Source organism: Flavobacterium terrisoli, from assembly GCF_030167905.1.
GTDB lineage: Bacteria > Bacteroidota > Bacteroidia > Flavobacteriales > Flavobacteriaceae > Flavobacterium > Flavobacterium terrisoli.
This window is the reverse complement of record NZ_JARGNA010000003.1, coordinates 225,977-247,710: the sequence shown is the minus strand read 5'-3', so window position 1 is coordinate 247,710 and position 21,734 is coordinate 225,977. Positions and strand designations below refer to the sequence as shown.

Genomic DNA, 21,734 nt, shown 5'->3' with positions numbered 1-21,734 from the left:
TATTATTGGACAGTAAAAGTATTAAAAAAATTAACGAAATACGGCTTCAACGGCATTCGTTATTCTATTTCTATCATTTTCGGTTAAATTGGAACCGGAAGGCAAACACAACCCGTTAGCAAATAGGTTTTCAGCTACATTACCACCAAAATACAGGCAATCGCTAAATACAGGCTGCAAATGCATTGGTTTCCAAAGTGGACGACATTCTATCTCTTCTTTTTCGAGTGCCAATCTTAGTTTCTCGCTTGTAATTCCGTTGGTTTTATTGGCATCAATGCTAATACAAGTCAGCCAATGATTGGAAAAATAATCGCTGTTGGGTTCCGAAAACACAGTAACTCCGGGGATATTTTCAAACAGATTGACATAAAAATCGTGCATTGCCCTTCTCAATCCAATATGCTTATCCAGTATTTCCATTTGTCCTCTTCCGATTCCCGCACAGATATTGCTCATTCTGTAATTGTATCCAATTTCACTATGCTGATAATGTGGTGCATTGTCTCTGGCCTGTGTGGAAAGAAAAACCGCTTTGTTTTTTTGTTCCAAAGTTTTAGTCACAATGGCGCCACCGCCCGAAGTAGTGATGATCTTATTCCCGTTAAAAGACAAAATAGAGATATCGCCAAAAGTACCACACTTCCTGCCTTTGTAAGTGCTGCCCAATGCTTCGGCACTGTCTTCCACTAACGGAATTTCGTATTTATCCGCAATCGCAGTGATTTCATCCACTTTGAATGACATTCCGTATAAATGAACACCAACAATAGCTTTTGGCTTTTTACCTGCTGCAATTCGGTCCTGTATGGCTTTCTCCAATGAAACCGGGCAAATATTCCAGGTTTCAGGTTCGCTGTCGATAAAAATTGGCGTTGCTCCTAAATACACAATCGGATTCGCTGAAGCAGAAAAAGTCATGCTTTGACAAATGACCTCATCGCCGCTTTTTATGCCTAATAAAATCAGTGCCAAATGAAGTGCAGCCGTTCCTGAACTCAAAGCGCCGACATGTATTTCTTCTTCTAAATACTTTTCTAAGTCTTGTTCAAAGCCGGTTACATTTGGCCCTAAAGGTGCTACCCAATTGGTATCAAATGCTTCCTGAACAAATTTTTGCTCATTGCCACCCATATGAGGTGACGATAACCATATTTTTGAATTACTCATTTTCCTGATTGTATTTTATAATTTTTCCGGGATTTCCAACCACTACGGCATAATCCGGAATGTCTTTAATAATAACTGCTCCGGCACCAATGGTGGCCCACTTCCCTATTTTAATTCCCTGAATGACTTTGGCACCAATGCCAATATGGCTTCCTTCTCCAATGGCGACATTTCCGGCCAGTGAAACGCTCGGAGAAACATGAACAAAATCGGCGATATGACAATCGTGTTCTATGACAGCTCCGGTATTTACAATGCAATGATCCCCGATAACTGCATCCGGATTGATAATGGCTCCGGCCATGATTACCGTTCCTTTTCCAAGGCTGACTGTCGGGGAAAGAATGGCTGTCGGATGGATCGCATTGACATAATTCACTTTGATTTTATCCGAAATCCTTTGTCTGACTTTGTTGTTTCCGATGGAAATAATCATGCTTTTAATCGCTGAAAAATCAGCATCTGTGCTTCTTAATATTGGCAGCCCTAAAATGGTATCCGTTTTAGGATTGTCGTCAATAATGTTGTCAATGCCCACTGAGCTGCAGTTTAAAATATCGATTATGACTTTGCTGTGACCACTGGCACCATAAAGTGTTACACTAGTTTCCATTAAACGGTTCTATTGTGGCTGCATCAGCAGCGTTTATACCATCACTTTTTATCACTTTTAATACTGTTTTAAAAAGTATTTTCATGTCCAGAATAAAAGAAATATGATCAACATACCATACATCCAATTCAAATTTTTTATCCCAAGAAATTGCATTCCTTCCGTTGACTTGTGCCCAACCGGTGATACCGGGCTTGACTTCATGGCGTCGGTTTTGAAAATCAGAATACAAATGCAGGTAATGCGTCAAAAGCGGTCTCGGTCCGATGATGCTCATATCTCCTTTGATTACATTTAGCAATTGAGGAATTTCATCCAAAGAAGTTCTTCGGACAAACTTACCAATACCGGTTAGTCTTTTGGCATCAGGAAGCAATTGACCGTTTTCATCTTTTTTATCGTTCATGGTTTTGAACTTGATAATCCTGAATATCTGACCATGCATTCCGGGACGCTGTTGTGTAAAAAAAGGTTTACCTGAATTGGCAAAATATAAAAACACCGTTACTACCAAAAAAACAGGACTCAGAATTAAAATCCCAATAAAAGCGGCAATAAAATCTAATATTCTTTTGAGGAAGTTTTTATACATTTTTAAAATTCGGCTAACGCGCAAAAATAACTAATTATTGAATAGTAGCGCTTGTTTTTTAATTCTTATCGAATTTTTGATATTCGGCTAATATCGCCTGCCAAACCAATTTTTGCTCGTATCGATTGACAATCATCGCTCTGGCTTTTCTTTTTAAACCTTCTTTAATTCTAGTCTGGTTCAGTATTTTATTCATGGCTTCAAACAACGCATCCGCATTTTTTACCGGTATGATTAGTCCGTTTTCACCTTCTGCTATGATTTCGTTACAGCCATTGATATTTGAAACAATACTCGGCAAACCCATAGCGCCAGCCTGCATTACGACGTTTGGAAATCCTTCCCGGTAACTTGGAAAAGCCAAAGCATCAGAAACTGCCAAATAAGGCCTAACATCTCTTTGAAAGCCAACAGACACAATGGATTTATTGTGATTGATCAGGCTTAAGGTTTCCGGTGTTAACGGATCCAAATCGGATTCATAATCGCCTACCAAAAGTAATTTTGTGTTTGTATTCTCTTTTGACAACTGCCCAAAAGCCTCAACCAATTCGTTGATGCCTTTGTCTTTTACAATTCTGCCCACAAAAACAAACACAAAATCATCTGCAGCGATATCCAATTCTTTTCTTAAAGCCGCTTTTTGTTCTTCACTAAACAATTCCGGATTAAAATGTGCAGTATCAATTCCGTTAGAGCTGCCATTGGCCAGCACTTTTAATTTGTTCAGCTCACAATAGTTGTTTTTCACAATGATATCGGCCAAACCATAGGAATTGGGATAGACTTTGGTGGCACAACTGTAAGTCAGCTTTTCTACAAAATCCAACATTTTTCTTTTAAAACCGGTACTTTCCATCAATGGCATTCCGGCTACGGTGTGCAAACGATTGGGAACTCCGGCCAAAACTGCTGCGAGCATCCCGATAATTCCTGCTTTTGGGGTATGTGTATGAACAATGAGTGGTCTTTCCCTTCTTAAAAACACAAAGAGTTTGATCACTGCAATCAAATCTTTGACCGGTGTGATTTTTCGGGTCAACTCGAGGTGAAAGGTTTTTACCTTTTCTTTGTCACCCACTTTTTCCAAGTATTCTTTCTCAGATGAAACGGCAACCACGTCATAAAAGGAATTCATAAAATGAAGCTGGCCTTCCAGAAGTTTGTCCAATGATAATGGCACAGTGGTAATACGAATCAATTTGGGTTTATTCATTTTTTTTGTCTTTCATTAATCTAAAACCCTGATGAATTATCATTAGCAGGGAAACTGTCAAAAAGGGTTGAAACATTATTTTGGTTCGCATAAAAATACCCAGATTGGCATATCTTTCAACATACAATAAACCAGCGATAAAAGTAAATAAAAATATGAGTTTCATTTCCGGAGTGAAGTTTATTTTATGGTAAAATCGAAGGGCAAAAAACAAAGCCACTATAAAAATCGCCAATGAAAATGCATTTTCAATACTCGCTAAAAAGGAAAAAATGGAATGGGCATCAAAAAAAAGCGGTCGAAATTGAAACGAAAACCATTTGTAGAAATAATTATACTCGAGCATAGGAACATAGGAACCCGAATGCCTGAAAGACAAAACAGAATATTCATTAAAGTATTTAATCCTTTCCCAATCCCAGTAGTTGATATTCGTGGTTTGAAAAACGGCATACAGCAATGCCAACACTCCGGTAAAAGAAACTGCTGCGACTGTTATTCTTTTTTTAAGTGAAAACCCTTTATGAAACAAAAAAACTATCGCAATCGCACTCAGCAACATTAAAGCGACATGTGGTCGAATAATTAAAACTGTCAAACTTCCGGCGATAAAACTGAACGTTTTGAAATTTTGGGTGGTAAAGGCATAAATGACAGCCGCAATGCCCCAGAAAATAAAAGCTTCCTTACCTAAAGTTGCAGTCCAGACATGAAGATTAGGAAGAAAAAACAATAAGTATAAAAAGTTGAATCCTTTATAATTGAAATGGTCTTTTGTGACCAATTCGGCCCATTGCACCCATTTTAAAATACCAAAAAAACCGATAATTCCATAGAGCAAAAATCCAAACCAAAAAGGCAGGCCTATCTTGATTAACGGGTAATTTAAAAACACTATTGATTTAGCGCCATAACTGGCAAAATGGAACCAATTGTATTGGGCTATGTCGAATGTTTTTGCCCAATACAAAAGAGAATCACCACCAATAGATTGTGCCAGGAAATAGGAAAAAACAATAAATAGCAGATGGTAAAAAAAGAGTAATATGTACAATCTATTTTTTAGCATATCAGCTCATTTTTCTCTTTTCCTCCTGTGATAATTGGTACTGATAGGAAAAAGACCAAAGAATAAAAATCAACAATCCCGGTAAAAACATATTACGCATACGAATCATAATCCCTAAATTCCCTAACGATTGTGAGAAGGCTAAGGTTCCGATGATTAAGAAGAAAATCATTCCCTGTATGACAAAAGGTGCTTTTCTGAAGGTCAGCAAAGGTTTGTTTCGCAGTACTTTAATCGACAAAACCAATAAGAGTAAATTTTCAAAGGATGCCAATACCGCTGGAATACCATTGATATCAAAGAAAAGCGGACGATATAAAAAAGTAAAAACCTTTAAAGGAAAAGGATAGGAAGAGATATCAATGGCTGAACCCACATTGGCTCTGCTCAATACTGATGATTTGGTTTCAGAAAACTGTTCAAAACTGTCTATGGTAGTTTCTTCAATTTTGGCAAACTCCATTACTGAAGGCAAAATGGTAACACTCAAACCAATCATCAAACCTAAAAACACAATCCGTTGAAAAACGGATGCTTTGGTACTATTGACATACACCAAACTAAAAGAAACCAAAAGGAAAAAGGTGATATGTGGTCGGATGAAATAGGATAATAATAGTGCTAAAGCCAGCATTGGGATGCGCTTGAATGGTTTCATTATTCCATACATAAAAAAGGCAATGCAAAGAAAAAGTAAAGTATCTTTTCCAACTGCACAACTCCAAAAATGAAGGTTGGGCAGATAAAACAAAAATGGGAATAAGTAATATCCTCTAAACTTTGAATTGTAGGGCACCAAGTCTTTGGCCAGAATATAAAAATAAGTCAGGCCGATAAAACCCAACAAACTGTACAACATGGTTCCGGTAAAATACGACAGCCCTAAAGAATTGGATGGGAAATAGTTGAGGGCACAAATAAAGAAAGTTCCCTGTTCCTGGGTGAGATTATAAATGGAATCTTCGAAACTCATTGATTTAGAAGCATTCCAATAACCGGCAGCATCGCCCGCAACAAAAAAGCAATAATAGGTCCCAAATATCAAATGGTAAACAAACAATCTTTGCAAAGTAGTAATATCATACTTTGACAAAGAACTTTTGAAACTATTGATAAATAGAAAACCTAAGCCTATAAATAAAGGAATGAAGAAAAAATCCATAGTTATTTCAAAAGTTGAACTTTTAGCATTGATTGAATCAGGTTGTAAATATAAACTTTACTGTTGAATTAATCCGAAGCCAAAATTTTTATAATTTTCCCTGAGTTGGTTTCCAGATTGTATATTTCCTCTACTTTTTTTCTGCCTGCCTGACCAAACCTTTTTCTCAGGCTTTCATCAAAAATTAATTTTTCCAGGGCAACCTTCCATTCTTCCGGAGTTGTAGCCAAAAAGCCATTAACACCAACATCCACTACTTCATTGTTCATGCTCACCGGTGATGCCACAACCGGAAGAGCGCAACCCATATACTGTATCAGTTTGAAAGAGCATTTTCCCATGACCCAAGGTGTTTCGGTGAGCGGCATTATGCCAATATCGAATTTCAGCATTTCGGCAACCTCACTTTCTTCGGACCAGTTTATATATTCAATATTGTGTGTAACTCCGAATTTTTCAGTCGCACCGATAATGATGATTTTTACATTGTGCAGTGCTACCAATTCATTGAACAAATCGGTAAAAGGTTTTAAATGCCATAAAGTGGATGGCGAACCAATCCACCCGATTTTGATTTGATCGGAGCTGTAATCATTTTTCACGCTATAACGGTCCAAATCAATCACGGTTGGTATCCTGATGATGTTTTGGGCTCCGGCCGATTTTGCCCTGTCGGCCAAATATTCATTTCCGGCAACAACCAATTGGCTGTTTTTCATCACGACATCGATCTTCCTTTTCAGAAAAAAACGGATGACGCGATTGGTACTTAAATCATAATTGTGAAAAATGGCATCATCATAATCGGCAATATAACCTTTGATTTTACTCAATATGATTTCTGGCCAGGCCGGCAAATAAGGAAAAAGTTCTTTTTCGACTACAATTTTATCATACTTCAATACGGAAAACAACACAAAGAAACGCTTGAGATAGCATTTCAAAAGATTGCCTTTTGATATTTTTTCTTCATTGTATAATTGCGTCAGGTACTCATCATTAAAGAGCGGACGAACAGTAATCTGCATACCGTGTTGCTCTAAATTTGGAAAAAACTGATAGCTTCGCATGCGCGAACTGGCACCTTTTCGGGTATATTTGGTGAGATAGAGTACTTTCATGATAGCTTTTCTAGGGCTTTAATATAACTTTCGGCGCTTTTTTCAACCGAGAAAAATTGAATACCGAATTCACGGATTTTATCATGATTCACGCTTGAAAGACTTTCGGCAAAGGCCACCGCATTGGCTATATTTTTATCATCATCATGATGGAATAAAAACGAATCGGGTGCCTCTTTTATCAATTCTTCGGTATCGCCTATTCCTGCAGACGCAATGGTTGGAATTCCCATTAAAAAGTATTCCCCTAATTTTATCGGAGCCACGCCCTGCATGCTGAATTTTGGTTCTCTGATGGCAAAAGCAATGTCACCTGCAGAAAGATATTTGGGCACTTGTCCAAAAGGAACTTTTTTGAGCAGGATGCTTTCTTTCATTTCCTCCGGAATCCTTTCTTGTGCAAATTCGATATTTCCGGTCAGGATTAAGAATTTGGCATTCGGGTGATTTTGTTGAAATCGTTGAAAAATAGCCAGCATTTGGTCCCAGCCATATTGAGGTCCGAGAGAACCACAGTAAACAAAAAGTCGGGCTCCATTCTCGACATGGAGTCCGGTTCTTACGGCTTCTCTCAGCGTATCGTTTGGTTTGAAATCCTCAATATTCCTTCCATTGTAAACCAGGGAAAATTTCTCCGGATTAGCGCCTTTCAACGTTTTTAAATGAATGGCAATCGATTTATTGGAACGCGTAATAACACCATCGGCATGGGATAGCATTTTATTTTCTTCCTGCTTTAAAAAGCGGTATTGCCTGCTTGTTTTCTTCAACCCCGAAAAATCAACACGTTCTTCCAATGGCAATCCATCGGCATCAAAGAGGATTTGGAAATTGGTTTTCTTCAATCGGTTGACCATTATGGAAGGCATAGTGCTTCTTGGCATTACAATATCAATCTTATGCTTCCTTATGTAATTTTTTAAGTAATTTATGCTGCTGTATAACGTTAGTAAACTTCCTAAAGCCGCAATGGGTTTTCTTAAAATGGTTTTGGCTGTGTAATTGATGTTTAACTCTTCCGCTTTCTTTTGGGTTATGGCAATTCTTTCTTTGGTTCCCCATGTAAATTGAATCACATGAACAGCATATCCGGCATTTTTTTGCACTTCGCTCAGTATGGGCATAAACAATCCTTCCATATAACTGGTTTGTGGTCCATCCCAAGTAATAAAAAGCACTCTTTTATTGGCTACTGACATTAAAATTTAGCTATTAAACAGAAAATTAAATTATATTTTTTTGTGCACACATTCGCAAATAAAGATCTTTGATTTCGGCTACATATCTTTTTTCCGAGAACTCAGCTGTAGCTCTCTGCAAGCCTTTTTGGCCAAAGGAAATCCGCAATTCATCATTGCTGTATAAAATCTCGAACTTCTCTGTCATTTGGGCTGTCTCAAACTTTTCAACCAAAAATCCGGTTTCATTGTCCGCCACTATATACTGCATGCCGCCAACTCTTGTTGCTACGACGGGTAACTTATTCATCATGGCTTCTGCCAATACCAATCCAAACGCTTCATACGCTGAAAAAAGCGCAAAAATGTTCATCATATTGTAAAACAATGTCACATCATACTGACTTCCGGCAAATATCACTTTATCGCCAATCCCAAGTTCGGCTGCCAGTTTGATATAAGTTTCTTTTTGTTTTCCATCGCCCACAAGCAACAGTTTAACATTGGATTTTTCTTTGGCAAACAAAGCAAATGACTTAATAAGGTCGGAAAAACGTTTGTGATTGTCATCCTGCATCCGTCCGACCGAACCGATAACAAAATCGGTCTCCTGAATACCAAACTTTTTTTTGCATTCCAAAACCTCAGCAGCAGAAACAACTCTCGGAATGGACACACCATTATTGATCAAAACAACTTTAGATTTAGGAATGCCAATTTTAACGAGGTAATCTGTGGCTGCTTTTGATACGCCAATCACTCTATCGGAGAAAAAGGCAAAAAATCTCATTAACAAATTTCCTTTCCATGATCTGTTTTGCGGATCAGAGGTTTCTTCGATTATGATGATGGGTACTTTTTTCAAATAACCATTAATCGCGGCCATGGTAACGCCCTCGAAAACGGCGCCATGGATGATATGAGGCTTGAAATCTTCTATGATCTTTTGGATGCTTTTATGCTGCTTTCTATCAAAAAGTCCGGTAAGTGACCTATTCAGGCATATCACTTCAACACCTTCCGCTTCGATTTCCTCGCCAATAGTGCCACCTTTATGCTGGCAGACAAGTTTCATCTCAAACTGTTGTTTATCCAATAGTTTGGCCATTGAAAGCCTACGTCTTTCAACACCTCCGGAGCGAATGGTTTCCTGAATATGTAATACGCGTATCAATCTATCAATCTTGTTATTTTAATATTCTCCTGAACACAAACTTCATATAATTCCTTAGCAACAAACTGAATTTTGGCTTCCTAATCAGTTTATAACCAACAAACAAAGGAATTTTATAAACCAGATCCAATAAAAAGTAGCTGTGCTTTTTAGACTTTAAAATTTCTACGGCTAAATCGTGGAATCGTTCAGAATAATAGTATCTGTAAAGGTTAAAGTAAATGTATTTTGAAATAAAAACCTTGAATTCCTCATTATCAATCGTGTCATATAGCGGATAATAATTTTTCGGGATGTTGCCCAAAAAAATATCCTTTAACTCAATGGTTTGATTCAGTTTTAGCTTGGTTACACCCTGAGTATCTTCCTGGCAATAAAACATTAAAGTATTATCAATAAAATAAACGCCACCACCGCTTAAAACTGTTCTAAACCAAACATCTACATCCTGACCCGAACGCAATGCCGGATTAAACCCCTGATTGGATTCAAAAAAACTTTTGCGGATAACCGATGAAGAACTGGTAAAGAGTGTATTGACAATCGCAATCTTAAAATAATGCTCTAATTTTCTATACCGAAGTGTTGTGCTGCCTTTTGGAATGTCATCCCTGTTGACCGAATAATGGGTTCCGATAATTTTGGCATCGGGATGTTCCCGGATAACGGCATTCATGAACTCCAAATATTGAAAATGCCAATCATCATCGGCATCCAGCAGTGCTATATAGTCAAAACTTGCCGCAGCTATACCGGTATTTCTGGCGATAGAAACACCTTCATTTTTTTTAGTGATCAATTTAACCTTGGGATATTTTTGATCCAAAAGTTCCTTCACATTATCATTCGAACCATCATCAACCAGAATCACTTCAAAATTTTGAAAAGACTGATTCATGACCGAATCCAGACACCTTTCAATATATTTTATTTTTTTATAATAAGATATAACAACTGAAAACATCAAGCTTTATTTTATTGCTCCAAAGATAATTTTATTTTAGTTAGTAGGTTTATTTTAATTCTTAAAAGCAGTACTTTTACTTCTTCCAAAAAACAGGAGTATTTTTTAATTAGATTATTATTTTTTAGCATTCAAAAATGGAGAACGGAAAGTTTGTTATATCGCTTGATTTCGAGCTATTATGGGGTGTCAGGGACAAAAAGACCATTGAAAGCTATGGCGAAAACATCAAAGGAGTTCATCAGGTTATCCCAAAACTTTTAAGCCTTTTTGATCAATATAAAATTAAGGCCACCTTTTCAACCGTTGGTTTTTTATTCTTTGAAACCAAAGAGCAACTCATCCATAACGTTCCAAAGAATGTTCCCAATTATCAGGATAAAAACTTATCACCCTATAATGGTCATTTTGAAAAAGTAGGCCACAATCATGAAGTTGACCCATATCATTTTGCACCATCGCTAATCAAATTAATAAAAGATCATCCCGAACAGGAAATCGGCACTCACACCTATTCCCATTATTATTGTCTGGAAGAAGGACAAACGGTTGATGATTTTAGAAGTGATATTGAAAAAGCCATTTGGGTAGCCCAAAAGGAAGGCATTGACACGACCTCTTTAATTTTTCCGAGAAATCAGTTCAACAATGATTATTTAAATGTTTGTAAAGATTTGGGCATTATATGTTACAGAGGCAATGAACGTTCGTGGCTTTATGCTGCCAAAAACAGCAAAAAAGAAAGTTTGTTCAGAAGAGCTTTCAGGCTTATTGATGTTTATATCAATCTTTCGGGAAATAACTGTTATAGCGAAGCCTCCATGAAAGGAAAAATTCCGGTTGACATTCCGTCCACCAGATTGCTAAGGGCTTATTCCAAAAAAACAGCTTTTCTTGACGCATTAAAACTCCGACGCATAAAATCAGGTATGACTTATGCCGCTAAAAACAACCTGACCTATCATTTATGGTGGCATCCACATAATTTTGGCATCAACCAGGAGGAGAACTTTGCGTTTCTTGAAAAGATTTTGAAATACTATCAGCATTTGAATGCTACCTATAATTTTGAGAGCATCACGATGACAAATCTGGCTAAAAGAATCATACAGGATGTCTAAAAAAATAGTTTTATTAGGAGGTAAAGGAATCTCAACAACTGCGGTTTATAACTCAGTTGATAAGGAACACGGCATCACTTTGACCATCATTGAGGAAAAGGAAAACAGCAAAGTATTCATAAAAAGAAGGATTAAACGCTTGGGTTTACTAACCGTTTTGGGGCAAATTAGTTTCCAATTGGTTGTCCCAAAAGCGTTAAGCGTCTTTTCTAAAAAAAGAAGAAAGCAAATTATCGAGCAAAGCCAATTGGATTTTTCCGAAATCCCTGCTGATAAGATAAAAAAGGTTTCTTCCGTTAACGCTCCGGAAACCATAGCATTGTTACAGGAAATTAATCCCGATTTAATCATCGTAAACGGCACCCGAATCATTTCAAAAAAGGTAATTTCTGCTGTGGAATGTCGTTTTATAAATACCCATGCCGGAATCACACCTAAATATCGCGGTGTACACGGTGCTTATTGGGCAATGGCCAACAATGACATCGAAAATTGTGGCGTTACCGTTCACTTTGTTGACGAAGGAATAGATACCGGAACCGTTATAGCCCAGGAAAAAGTGGCGATGTCATCGTCGGACAATTTTACAACTTATCCGCTTGTACAGTTGTCGAAAGGATTAGAACTACTCAATAAAGCAATAGCTGATTTTTTTAATAACACTTTGGTTGTGCAAAAGGAAAAAAGCATGTCGAGTAATTTGTATTACCATCCAACACTATGGTATTACCTCGGTAAGCTAATTTTTAAAGGGATAAAATAAGCTATGATAGTTCTATTGTTTTTTAGCCTCATATAAAGATTCTAACTGCTGCACATAATTTTCAACGGTGAATGCGTTTTCAATACTGTGATATCCATTTTCACCTATCATTTCCATGGCTTCATGATCCATATTGGCGCATTGATTGAGCTTTGTTACCAATTCTGATTCCTGCAATGGGTCAAATAACCATCCTGTTTTGCCTTCCTCGATAAACTCCGGAATTCCGCCAACTTTTGAACACAGACAAGGTACTTTTTGCAACATGGCTTCGACTACTGCAATGCCAAAACCTTCTGAAAGCGAAGGCAACACAAACAAATTGGCTTTTTGTAAATACTGTTCCGGATTTGGTGTAAAACCGGTTATTTCAATCCTGTCCTGCAATCCTAACTCCTTGATGAGTTGTTCTAAATTCTCCCGTTCTCTGCCATCACCCACTATAATCAACTTGCTCTTCTTATTTGTCATTTCAGAAAAGGCGCGAACCAGTAATTGCTGGTTTTTGACTTTCTCCAATCGGCCCACACAAACTATGGTAAATACATCGGTAAGTTGTCTTTGTTTTATGGCTACATCACCAACCGGGTTGTAAATTACGATTCCTTTTGGTTCCTTGATTTCTCCTATTTGTATTAAAAATTCCTTCACCGCTTTGGAAACACAAACCACTTTAGAAACCAATCGGTAAACATATTTAAAAACAATCTTTGCTTTACCCGAATGATTTGGAAAGCCTATTTCCTCCGCAATGACATAGGGAACTCCGGCCAGTTTAGCGGCAATGACGCCGTGAAAATTGGCTTCCGCTGCGGCAGTGTGTACTATATCAGGTTTTTCTTTTTTGAACCATTTATACAACATCCATATATTTCGGATATTGGAAATGGCCGGATTTTGATTGAATATTTTAACCTCAAATCCTCTTTCCTTTATCAGCTTTTCAGCGTGGCCACCATGCCCGATAGCGGAAAAAATATAGTCATGTTTTAAAAGCGAAGGCTTTTCAGAAAACAAAATATACTTTCGTTCCTGTCCTCCAAAATCAAGCAGTGCTGTAAGTCTGATTATTTTCATCAGCTTATAGTTTTAAATGGCGCTTTTTTACAAAAACCGACCACGATAAATAAACCAAAACAACCAGAAATACTGCAGAAAGACCTATTTTATAAAACAACGTAATGTCTCTCAGTAAATAACAAACAATGGTGAGTAGAATCGTTATGAGAATCCAACGAATCGGGTAATAATTAACGGTTGAATTTTGTTTAAAATCTTTCAGAAAATAACCGGAATATCCCATAAACATCAAGCTGATAAAAGTAGTAACAGCAGCTGCTTTATAGCCAAAAAGCGGAATGGCGATAAAGTTCATGATGATGTTTGTCACTCCGGCAACGAATGTAATTTTCCAGAGAATTTTTGTCTTCTCTAAATAAAATAATTTATTGATGGCACCATAATACATCGCTCTGTAATTGTAACCCATCACCAGTATGATTCCCAAAGGATAAGTTGCTGCCAAAGCTTCATTTTTAATCAAAATCTGAAAAATTTCCTTAAGCCATAAACAGGCAATAAACGATCCCAAAAAAAAGACAGCCTGTAATACAAACACCAATTCCCTGGCCCCTTTTTCGTCTTTGTTTTTATAACATTCATTCATCAGCGGCGTTATGGCAAATCCACTCACCATACCTAATGAATTAAACAGATTACCCACCGTATAGGCGGCATTGTATTTTCCGATGTCATTAATAGGAACCGACAATTGGTTCATCACGATTTTATCGGAAGTATTCAACAGAAAAGAGGAATAATAGTGTGGAATCGTTGGCAGTGTAACCCTTAAATAAGTCCTGATTCTTTTGTATGAAACCTTAAATATCGGGTTTAATTTATACTTGTAAAATAACGGGTAAAAATAGGAAGCATTCCCCATGACAGACACTATAAAAATAGAGTAAAACCAACCGAGGTATCCTAATTTAAGATGAGCAATAAAGAGAATGTTCAATAAAACCGTCAATGATCCGAATATCGCCGTTCGCATAGCAATGGAAAGCGGTTTTTGTTGTATTTGGAAGAATGTTGATCCTATCATTGCTGTTGGACCAAAAAAAAGTCCTGCGCCAACATTTAAAAAAATCACTAAAGGCACATTATCAACTTCCTTGGGCATTACTATCCATAAGAAGAGTACTTTGAAAAACAGGTAAACGATGTTCCACATCATTAAAAAACCATAAATCTCGCGCCAAATTTTGGTGTACCAATTAGGGTGTTTGTAAAAGGTATTTACCAATATAACCCTTAGCCCAAGCGAACTTAACACTTCAATCGCGGCTATGTAAGAGGTTATCACCCCAAAAATACCATAGTCCTGTTCGGTCAGATACTTGGTAATAAAAGGCAAAGAAAAAACGCCTGCTATTTTGGGAATCTGATTGGCAAAACCATAGATAAAGGTGTGAGAAAAAAGCTTTTTAATCATAATTAATGGAATTTCCCTTCCTGCTTTAAAGACGTATAATGTTCTTCATCACGATACTTAAAAACAACCGCAGGATTACCTCCGGCTATGCCATATTTAGGAATGTCTTTTACCACAACAGCACCAGCCTGAACAATAGCTCCTTCACCAATGGTAACGCTTCCGATGATGATTACGCCATGACCTAACCAAACATTGTCTTCAATGATAATTTCTTTCAGGATGTTGGTTTCATCATAAGGTAATTTTGTCCCTTTGTAATTGTGAATTTCCGTGAGCAATACGCATTCCATCCCGGAATGAAAATTGTCACCGATGGTCACTTTTCCTCTTCCCAAAACCTTTAACCCATTAAAATGAACATTATGGCCAAGCACTGTTTTCGAATTAACATAGGTAAGTCCGTTCACCGTTACTTCACCTTTAACCGACTGTGCTGTCTTCAGAACATTACGCTTGTAATAACTTTTTCTGAGTCTCTTTATGATACCAATAATTTTATTTATCATTATATAAGAGATTATTTAATATTAATTCCCGTGATTTATTTTCGAATGGAGTGTTTACTGTACTACAATAATATCCGCAATTGGCATACTGACTTTCTATTTGCGAAGCATCCATCGTGTCGAGCATTTGGGTAATTTCCCTTAAGTTTTGGGCAAATGTAGTTATTCTATTCTTAATAAATCCATACAAATCCAGTTGGGCAATCTTATCATCAATGTAAATGGTCTTTGTTTTCATTAACGATGCTTCCAAAATAATGGAGGATTCACCCGAGATCATCACATCAATTCGTTTGATGAATTCATGTGGCCTTTCTTTTTTTGCATTGGATATCGAAACATTAAACTGTTCCAAAGACCTATAAAATTTAGCTGAATTGCCGGGATGCGGTCGAAGAATGACTTCGGCCACGTTATTTGACGCTTTGATAGCTTCAATAATTTCCCTGATTAACTCTAAGGAATAATAAGGTTTCAAACAAAAACCAACGGTAATGTCTTTGGTCCTGTATTCTTTTTTATAAGCCAAAATGCCATCCAGTCGGGCAATGCCGACGAGTTTGATTTCTCTGGAATAATTGCCGATTTGGTTATAAGTATCAATAGCCTGTTGCCCTTCCAAAAGCGAAACATCGGGTAATAATTTGGGAAAAGCCGAAGACACCGAAGCATGCTGAATGTAATAACTTTTAACCTGTTTTCTTTTAGCCGAAAGTAGTAATGCCAAAGGTTGGAGATTGTGATCGTTGGTTAAAATGATTTTCTGCGCACCGGTTTTTTCGATATATCGGTTAAATATCTTCTCTGAGGAAAGGAACAAGGACAGGTTCACCAAAACATGCACCCGGTTTATAATTCCTTTATTTCTTTGGGTGTATCTTAGGGAAACGCAACAGGCTTTTGGCCAATAAAACAACCCGAGTAAAAAGGCCTTTCTGTTATTGAATTGTAGGTTATCAAAACCATCTATGGTGATGCCATTGTTGACAATAAACAAGACTTCTTCCCTATCATTCTGCATAAAGTTGAAAACATCCAAAATGGCATTCTTCTGATTTATCGTTTCAATAAAAACGATATGCCGATATTTTTTTTTAATGGAAGTGTCTTGCCTTTTAAACAACAGTTTGGCGGCATGAAACAATAAAGTAAAAAGGCTTCTTATCAGCGGGAAGCTTTCAATTTTAGAATCGAATTTGTAAATTTTCTCGCCAAGTCTAATGACAAAATACTGATTGAAATAAAAAAGTGTTTTACGGTCTCTGAACATCATTCTGCTTTTTCCAATAGTCCTTTTTCCACTAACTGATTAATTTCATTTTGAAACGAAACCATCGGTTGTTGCATCATATTACTGATATTTAACAGAGAATGCTTCCCATCGCTGTAATTCAGCAGGTATAACAATCGGGCCAAGCTTTCGCCCCGTTCTTCAATCGCCATCAGGGTTGGATACAAACCCCTTTTGCCCAATTGTGGTTCGCCGTAAGGGCTTTTGTTGGTATAATTCCCATCCAATTCAATGCTGTCCACCAATTCGTTCAACAACAAAATGTACTCTTCCAAAGCGCCAAAATCAATAATCGATTTATCGTCTTTTGAAGTATGGTATTCTTTGTATTTGCCATACATCGTTCGGGTCAGGCATACTACCGGCAAATCATATCCCGGAGAACAATACTGGCGCTCATCACTTCCCATCGGGAAGAAATCCATTTCAGTAAAGGCTTTCTTGTGACTGTGGGTTAAAATGTTTTTCAACACATCGTTGAAATAGGAATCGCTTCTCGATTTTTTCAAAGTCATTGGGCCGGCATCTCCGCAACAGGTTAATACAACGCCGCCGAGAAGGTTTTGTTTGAAATCCAATCCTTTTTGGGACAAATAATAAATGGCGCCAATGGTTTCGGGTGCCAAATAAAATCGGTAAGTATATTTTAAATTTTTCTTGGCTTTAACCAATTGGTACAAAAACGCCAACGCCAACATTCCCGAAAGTTCATTGTTGGCCATACTCGGATGACAACAATAAGAGGTAAAAAGAATCTCTTTATCTGATGTTCCTTTGATGACCGCTTCGCCAACCGTCATTGCGCCATTTTTCAATGTAGTATCAACTACAACCTCATAATTTCCTTCTTTTGGCAAACTCAAAAATTCGTTGTGGCTTAGGCAAAAACCCCATCTTTCCACATAATAGGAAGTGACATAAGGAATGGCCTCTGGAAAATCGGGACGCGTCATGATGTGATTTTTCAATTCCTCAAAAGTCAGGCTTCCCGAAAACGGAACGGAATAACCCATCAAATGGAGATTATTCACTGAAAAATCAGCTATTTTTTTTCCTTCCGGCGTAATGATATAAGCATTGTTGACATTCCACTCTTTGGGCACTGTCCAATCTAAAGCCGTTGTACCGGATGGCACTTCTGTGATTTCAAAGTCAACCAATTCTTTTAAAATGTCAAAGGTTTGTCTGACGCCATTCCCGGTAAGACTTCTGTTTAAAGGAAAAAGCCTGTCAAAATAATTCTCAATTTGATTTTTCATGATTGGAAATTGCTTTTTCTAAAACTTCTTCAAAAACGCCCTGTTCTCTCAAAATGTGCTCTACAAATTCACGAAAAGCACCTTCACCACCTTTTTTTTGCGTTACATAATGCACTTTTGCTTTAATATAATCGGGGGCATTGGCAGGAGAACCACTAAATCCAACTTTGCCTAAAAGCTTTACATCATTGATGTCATCGCCGATAAAAGCACAATCTTCAAAACCAATTTTGAGTTCGTCTAAGATTTTCTGAGTCGTTTCGACTTTATTTTTCACGCCTTGAAAAAGGTATTCGATATTGAGTTTCGCAGCTCTTCTGTTGACAATTTCAGTCGTTTCTCCGGTTAAAATCGCCACCGGAATATTTAACAGCCTTGCAAACAATACTCCGGCACTGTCATAAGTATGAAATCTTTTCAGTTCGTTTCCGGTTTGATCGTAGTACATGCTGCCATCGGTCCAAACGCCATCAATGTCAGTTATTATCAGTTTTGGCAGTTTCTTCATATTTTCTTTATTTTTCCGGGAACTCCGGCAATCAGTCCATTATCGGGCACATCAATCATACAAACACAATTGGCTGCAATGACCGAGTTATTGCCACAAATGATATTTCCTAAAATTTTGGCTCCGGCATACACGGTGACATTATCAAGCAAAATTGGCCTTCCTCCATTTCGGTCTCCAAGCGTAGCGTTCTGATGCACTAATGCATTTTCCCCTATTGTACATCGGGCGCCAATTACAGTTCCAAATCCGTGGTTAATTTTTATCCCTTTGCCGATATCGGCTGAGTAAAATATTTCAGATCCGGAAATAATCCTTCCGAGGTTGCTGTAATGCAAAGCAATTTCTTCTTTACCGTCTAAATAATAATTCCTTGCAATTCGGTATAATAAAATGCCGATCAATTCAATTCTCGAAAATAAATGCTCCTTTAGGATTACTTCTTCAGGAAAATATCGTTGATAATCAAACTGGAAAACAGCCAGCGCTTTTTCGTAAATGGCATCATCTTCAAAATTGATGTCTACCTTTTCCAAAACATAGAATTTTTGAAATAGATATCTCAATTCTTTTCCTAAAACCAAACTATCAATTATCATTACTAAAATTTAATCATATTGGGACAATCAATTCATTTTGAGAACAGTTACAGTCCTCTCAACATCGGAAATCAATTTTATTCTATAACGACATAAGATTGGATTCCACTATATTTACTCCTTTGTATCCTGACATTTTGCAGTCCAAAGGCTTCTCTTACAGCTACTGTTTCTCCCGGAAATTGGGGGTCATTTAATTCATCAAAACCGATGATAGAACCTTTAGTTAAATAGGGTTTTATCAATTCCAGGCATTTTTTTGTCGGTTCATAAACATCAAAATCAAAATAGGCGAATGCAATTATTGTTTCCGGGTGTTCTTTTAAATATTTTTCCAAAGTTACTATGGCATTCCCTTTGATTAACAAATTTTTATTAATGTGATTCAAAGGGCATTCACTGTGGTGGTATTCTAATACTTGTTGTAGGTATTCTTCATAATTTTCTGTGACTGAAAATGCACCTTTTTTTATTATCTCATGATTCCCGTCTTTTTTATCTACGTTGGCAAAACCTTCAAAGGTATCAAACCCGATTATTTTCCGGCTGTGGTTAAAAGGTTCGTGTATGCCTCTGAGGTTGTTAAGTGTCACTAAATTTTGTCCCCAGCGAACTCCGAATTCCATAATGACACCATGTACATTTAAAAATTGATTATACAAATCATTAAAAAACAATTGTTTTGTTAGGTCTTGCCTTTTTACAAACAAACCTGAATTAGTCAGCCTTTCATTTTTCGGAATAGGTGATTTTTCAAATAATTCAAAAAACTGTTCTCTTTTGTTAAGTTCCGTCGCTGAAGCAATAGTTTTTATTTCGATGCCCATTTATCAATAGTTTAATTAATTATTAAATGTAAAAAAGCCTTAAACAAATAAGTCCTGTAAAAACTATGCGTTTTTTATCAGAACCTAATCATATCCGGATAAATCAACTCATTTTTGGGAACAGTCACTTGAACCTGTTTTCCTATAATTTCGGCTTTCTGGCTCCATTTATAGCCATCACCGGGACTTAGAAGCTGTAAATCTTCTTCCTGTATTACATCGCCAACATTCAACTGTCGCTTGGTCGCAATGGAACGCTCTAATTTTACTTTGGCGGAAAGGACGTCTTTTTCGATATAAATATCCTCTACACCTGCCCATTTTTCAGCAATTCTGATATCTCTAACCATTCTGAAAACACCATCCGGGCCTAAAGAACCGGCTTGGTCTGTGCCTTTCATGTTTCTGTCGATGGTAATGTGTTTTTCAATAATTTTTGCTCCCATTCCCACCGCAACAACCGGAGCTGAAATACCAATGGTATGATCGGAGAACCCTATAACATATTGCCCGTAGTTCTTCTGAAGATAAGTAATCGTTCTCAAATTCAGGTTATCAGGATGCGTTGGATATTGTGAAACGCAGTGCAGGATTGAAATATTATTGTGGTATTTTGAAATCGTATTCAACGCATCATCCAATTCCTTTTTTCCGGCCATACCAGTTGACAATACAATCGGAATCTTGGTTTCCGCCATGGCGGCCAATAACGGTAAGTTGGTCAAATCACGACTGGCCACTTTCAGGCAATCCGGAGTGAATAATTTCAACAAAGAAAGGCAGCCAACAGAACACAGTGTTTCTACAAAATCAAGTCCTCTGCTTTTGGCATATTTATATACTTCAAAATGTTCTTCATCGTTGAGCTCCAAAAATTCGCGGTGCTCGCCATAGGTTTTCCCAAAAGAATGTGGTGAATCATAAGGACGATTCATTTGGGTATCGGTCAATTCTTCCTTCAAATCCCTTTTGGTGAGTTTAACGGCATTCATTGGTTTTAATTCCAACCCAAAATCGGCCTCAAAAACAGGTCTTGAAACCAATTCAACAATCAGTTTGGCAATATCTACCGATCCATTGTGGTTTTGTCCAATTTCTCCAATGATATAAGTGCCGTTTTTTGTGATGTCATTCATAATTTATACAATATAAAATGGGGCTTATTTTGAATTAATATTTATTTGTTCAGTCATTGCGACTTTATAATCGGGATGCGTGTCCAAAAAAGCTACGATTTCATCAATCCCGAACTGATTTCCATAGGTCAAATATAATCTTTTGTAAATCTCAGACAACATTTCAAAATCGGTTGACGTATCCAAGGTCATCCTCACATCTTTTCTGCCTTCCAAAACCGGATTTACTGCCAGGAATTTTATTTTAAAGGCTGCGGGATTTTGATAAATAAAATTGGTCACATGCTCGTGATAAAATTCATCTTTTGTTTTAGCATTTACCCTTTCCAAGGTTTCCAATGTCACAAATTCTGTCCAAAAACCAAAATGCGTTCTGATGCTCGGTTCATTATTCACTTTGAAACTCACATAATCATATTGGTCATTTTCCTTTGTAAATTTAACCAAATGTTGCATTTCTTTTACATCAAGAAAAGGATTGTCCGCGCAAACCCGAATTATATTCTTAAAATTAAATTGCTGTCCGGCTTCAATAAAACGATGCAATACATCTTTTTCGCTGCCTCGGTGTACCAGACAACCCAATTGCAACGCCAAAGTTTCCAACTCATCATTGGACGGTTCAATTGAAGTTGCTAATACTATAGGGATTTCAGGAAAAGAGGCTTTTAATTTTTCGATAATCAATTGAAGGATATTCTTCTCATTAAAAAAAGGGAGAATCATTTTCCTTGGCAGACGAGTCGAACCAAGTCTTGCCTGAAGCATAAAACACATCACTTTCTCTTTAACCACAATCGCTAAAATAATTTAAAAATATTGATATCAAAAACCTTCAATTTTTGAAAAAATCAAAATTACTAATTTGAATATTACCAACCTAATTATAAATGGCAATCGAATCAAATGTTGGCTGCCGGTTTATTCATAAAAAAAGACCTTTGATTGCTCAAAAGTCTTTTTTTATT

At 37.1% G+C, this 21,734-nt stretch carries 22 protein-coding genes; 2 read left to right on the top strand and 20 right to left on the bottom strand.

The window, feature by feature from the left end; all coding sequences use genetic code 11:
- Window positions 1-30 precede the first annotated feature (30 nt).
- The 10 genes from P1K33_RS05145 to P1K33_RS05100 all read right to left on the bottom strand — a co-directional run bounded on the left by P1K33_RS05145 (window position 31) and on the right by P1K33_RS05100 (window position 10,259).
- Window positions 31-1,170 carry a DegT/DnrJ/EryC1/StrS family aminotransferase gene (locus tag P1K33_RS05145; RefSeq protein WP_284651820.1) on the bottom strand — a complete coding sequence of 380 codons (1,140 nt, stop codon included), beginning with the start codon at window positions 1,168-1,170 and terminating at the stop codon, window positions 31-33.
- The gene (locus P1K33_RS05140; RefSeq protein ID WP_284651819.1) at window positions 1,163-1,783 is read right to left on the bottom strand and encodes an acetyltransferase; all 621 of its coding nucleotides are present in this window, start codon (window positions 1,781-1,783) and stop codon (window positions 1,163-1,165) included. The genes P1K33_RS05145 and P1K33_RS05140 overlap by 8 nt, the downstream gene beginning before the upstream one ends.
- Entirely contained in the window at window positions 1,773-2,375 is a 603-nt protein-coding gene (locus tag P1K33_RS05135; protein ID WP_284651818.1) for a sugar transferase, read from the bottom strand. Before P1K33_RS05135 ends, P1K33_RS05140 begins: the two co-directional genes overlap by 11 nt.
- Window positions 2,376-2,433: 58 nt before the next feature.
- Window positions 2,434-3,591: a glycosyltransferase family 4 protein gene (locus tag P1K33_RS05130; protein ID WP_284651817.1), complete on the bottom strand. Its 1,158-nt coding sequence runs from the start codon at window positions 3,589-3,591 to the stop codon at window positions 2,434-2,436.
- The gene (locus tag P1K33_RS05125; protein ID WP_284651816.1) at window positions 3,584-4,660 is read right to left on the bottom strand and encodes a hypothetical protein; all 1,077 of its coding nucleotides are present in this window, start codon (window positions 4,658-4,660) and stop codon (window positions 3,584-3,586) included. The genes P1K33_RS05130 and P1K33_RS05125 overlap by 8 nt, the downstream gene beginning before the upstream one ends.
- Before the next feature lies 1 nt (window position 4,661).
- Entirely contained in the window at window positions 4,662-5,822 is a 1,161-nt protein-coding gene (locus tag P1K33_RS05120) for a hypothetical protein (protein ID WP_284651815.1), read from the bottom strand.
- A 68-nt stretch (window positions 5,823-5,890) separates the two neighbouring features.
- Window positions 5,891-6,943 (bottom strand): glycosyltransferase family 4 protein, encoded by a 1,053-nt coding sequence (locus P1K33_RS05115; RefSeq protein WP_284651814.1) that lies wholly within the window; start codon window positions 6,941-6,943, stop codon window positions 5,891-5,893.
- Window positions 6,940-8,142 carry a glycosyltransferase gene (locus tag P1K33_RS05110; RefSeq protein WP_284651813.1) on the bottom strand — a complete coding sequence of 401 codons (1,203 nt, stop codon included), beginning with the start codon at window positions 8,140-8,142 and terminating at the stop codon, window positions 6,940-6,942. Before P1K33_RS05110 ends, P1K33_RS05115 begins: the two co-directional genes overlap by 4 nt.
- Before the next feature lie 25 nt (window positions 8,143-8,167).
- On the bottom strand, window positions 8,168-9,295 hold the full coding sequence (locus tag P1K33_RS05105) for a glycosyltransferase (protein WP_284651812.1): 1,128 nt from the start codon (window positions 9,293-9,295) through the stop codon (window positions 8,168-8,170).
- 13 nt (window positions 9,296-9,308) lie between these two features.
- On the bottom strand, window positions 9,309-10,259 hold the full coding sequence (locus P1K33_RS05100) for a glycosyltransferase family 2 protein (RefSeq protein WP_284651811.1): 951 nt from the start codon (window positions 10,257-10,259) through the stop codon (window positions 9,309-9,311).
- Window positions 10,260-10,396: 137 nt separating this feature from the next.
- On the opposite strand from P1K33_RS05100, the gene P1K33_RS05095 reads away from it, so the two are divergent.
- The gene (locus P1K33_RS05095; RefSeq protein WP_284651810.1) at window positions 10,397-11,380 is read left to right on the top strand and encodes a polysaccharide deacetylase family protein; all 984 of its coding nucleotides are present in this window, start codon (window positions 10,397-10,399) and stop codon (window positions 11,378-11,380) included.
- Entirely contained in the window at window positions 11,373-12,143 is a 771-nt protein-coding gene (locus P1K33_RS05090; protein WP_284651809.1) for a formyl transferase, read from the top strand. The genes P1K33_RS05095 and P1K33_RS05090 overlap by 8 nt, the downstream gene beginning before the upstream one ends.
- A 12-nt stretch (window positions 12,144-12,155) precedes the next feature.
- Here P1K33_RS05090 and P1K33_RS05085 read toward each other — a convergent pair whose 3' ends face one another.
- The 10 genes from P1K33_RS05085 to P1K33_RS05040 form a co-directional block, all read right to left on the bottom strand.
- Entirely contained in the window at window positions 12,156-13,220 is a 1,065-nt protein-coding gene (locus tag P1K33_RS05085) for a glycosyltransferase (RefSeq protein ID WP_284651808.1), read from the bottom strand.
- Window positions 13,221-13,224: 4 nt separating this feature from the next.
- Window positions 13,225-14,637: an oligosaccharide flippase family protein gene (locus tag P1K33_RS05080; RefSeq protein WP_284651807.1), complete on the bottom strand. Its 1,413-nt coding sequence runs from the start codon at window positions 14,635-14,637 to the stop codon at window positions 13,225-13,227.
- 2 nt (window positions 14,638-14,639) lie between these two features.
- Complete coding sequence (locus P1K33_RS05075) at window positions 14,640-15,146, bottom strand: acyltransferase (RefSeq protein WP_284651806.1); 507 nt, start codon at window positions 15,144-15,146, stop codon at window positions 14,640-14,642.
- A complete protein-coding gene (locus tag P1K33_RS05070; RefSeq protein ID WP_284651805.1) occupies window positions 15,136-16,419 on the bottom strand; it encodes a hypothetical protein in 1,284 nt (427 codons plus the stop codon). The genes P1K33_RS05075 and P1K33_RS05070 overlap by 11 nt, the downstream gene beginning before the upstream one ends.
- On the bottom strand, window positions 16,416-17,696 hold the full coding sequence (locus P1K33_RS05065; RefSeq protein ID WP_284651804.1) for a DUF4910 domain-containing protein: 1,281 nt from the start codon (window positions 17,694-17,696) through the stop codon (window positions 16,416-16,418). Before P1K33_RS05065 ends, P1K33_RS05070 begins: the two co-directional genes overlap by 4 nt.
- Window positions 17,680-18,204: a 3-deoxy-D-glycero-D-galacto-nonulopyranosonate 9-phosphatase gene (locus P1K33_RS05060; RefSeq protein ID WP_284651803.1), complete on the bottom strand. Its 525-nt coding sequence runs from the start codon at window positions 18,202-18,204 to the stop codon at window positions 17,680-17,682. Before P1K33_RS05060 ends, P1K33_RS05065 begins: the two co-directional genes overlap by 17 nt.
- On the bottom strand, window positions 18,201-18,803 hold the full coding sequence (locus P1K33_RS05055; protein ID WP_284651802.1) for a serine O-acetyltransferase: 603 nt from the start codon (window positions 18,801-18,803) through the stop codon (window positions 18,201-18,203). The genes P1K33_RS05060 and P1K33_RS05055 overlap by 4 nt, the downstream gene beginning before the upstream one ends.
- Before the next feature lie 77 nt (window positions 18,804-18,880).
- Window positions 18,881-19,630: a crotonobetainyl-CoA--carnitine CoA-transferase gene (locus tag P1K33_RS05050; protein WP_284651801.1), complete on the bottom strand. Its 750-nt coding sequence runs from the start codon at window positions 19,628-19,630 to the stop codon at window positions 18,881-18,883.
- Window positions 19,631-19,707: 77 nt separating this feature from the next.
- Window positions 19,708-20,766 (bottom strand): N-acetylneuraminate synthase family protein, encoded by a 1,059-nt coding sequence (locus tag P1K33_RS05045; protein ID WP_284651800.1) that lies wholly within the window; start codon window positions 20,764-20,766, stop codon window positions 19,708-19,710.
- 24 nt (window positions 20,767-20,790) lie between these two features.
- Window positions 20,791-21,561, bottom strand: a complete 771-nt coding sequence (locus P1K33_RS05040; protein ID WP_284651799.1) for a cytidylyltransferase domain-containing protein — start codon at window positions 21,559-21,561, stop codon at window positions 20,791-20,793.
- Between the last annotated feature and the right edge of the window lie 173 nt (window positions 21,562-21,734).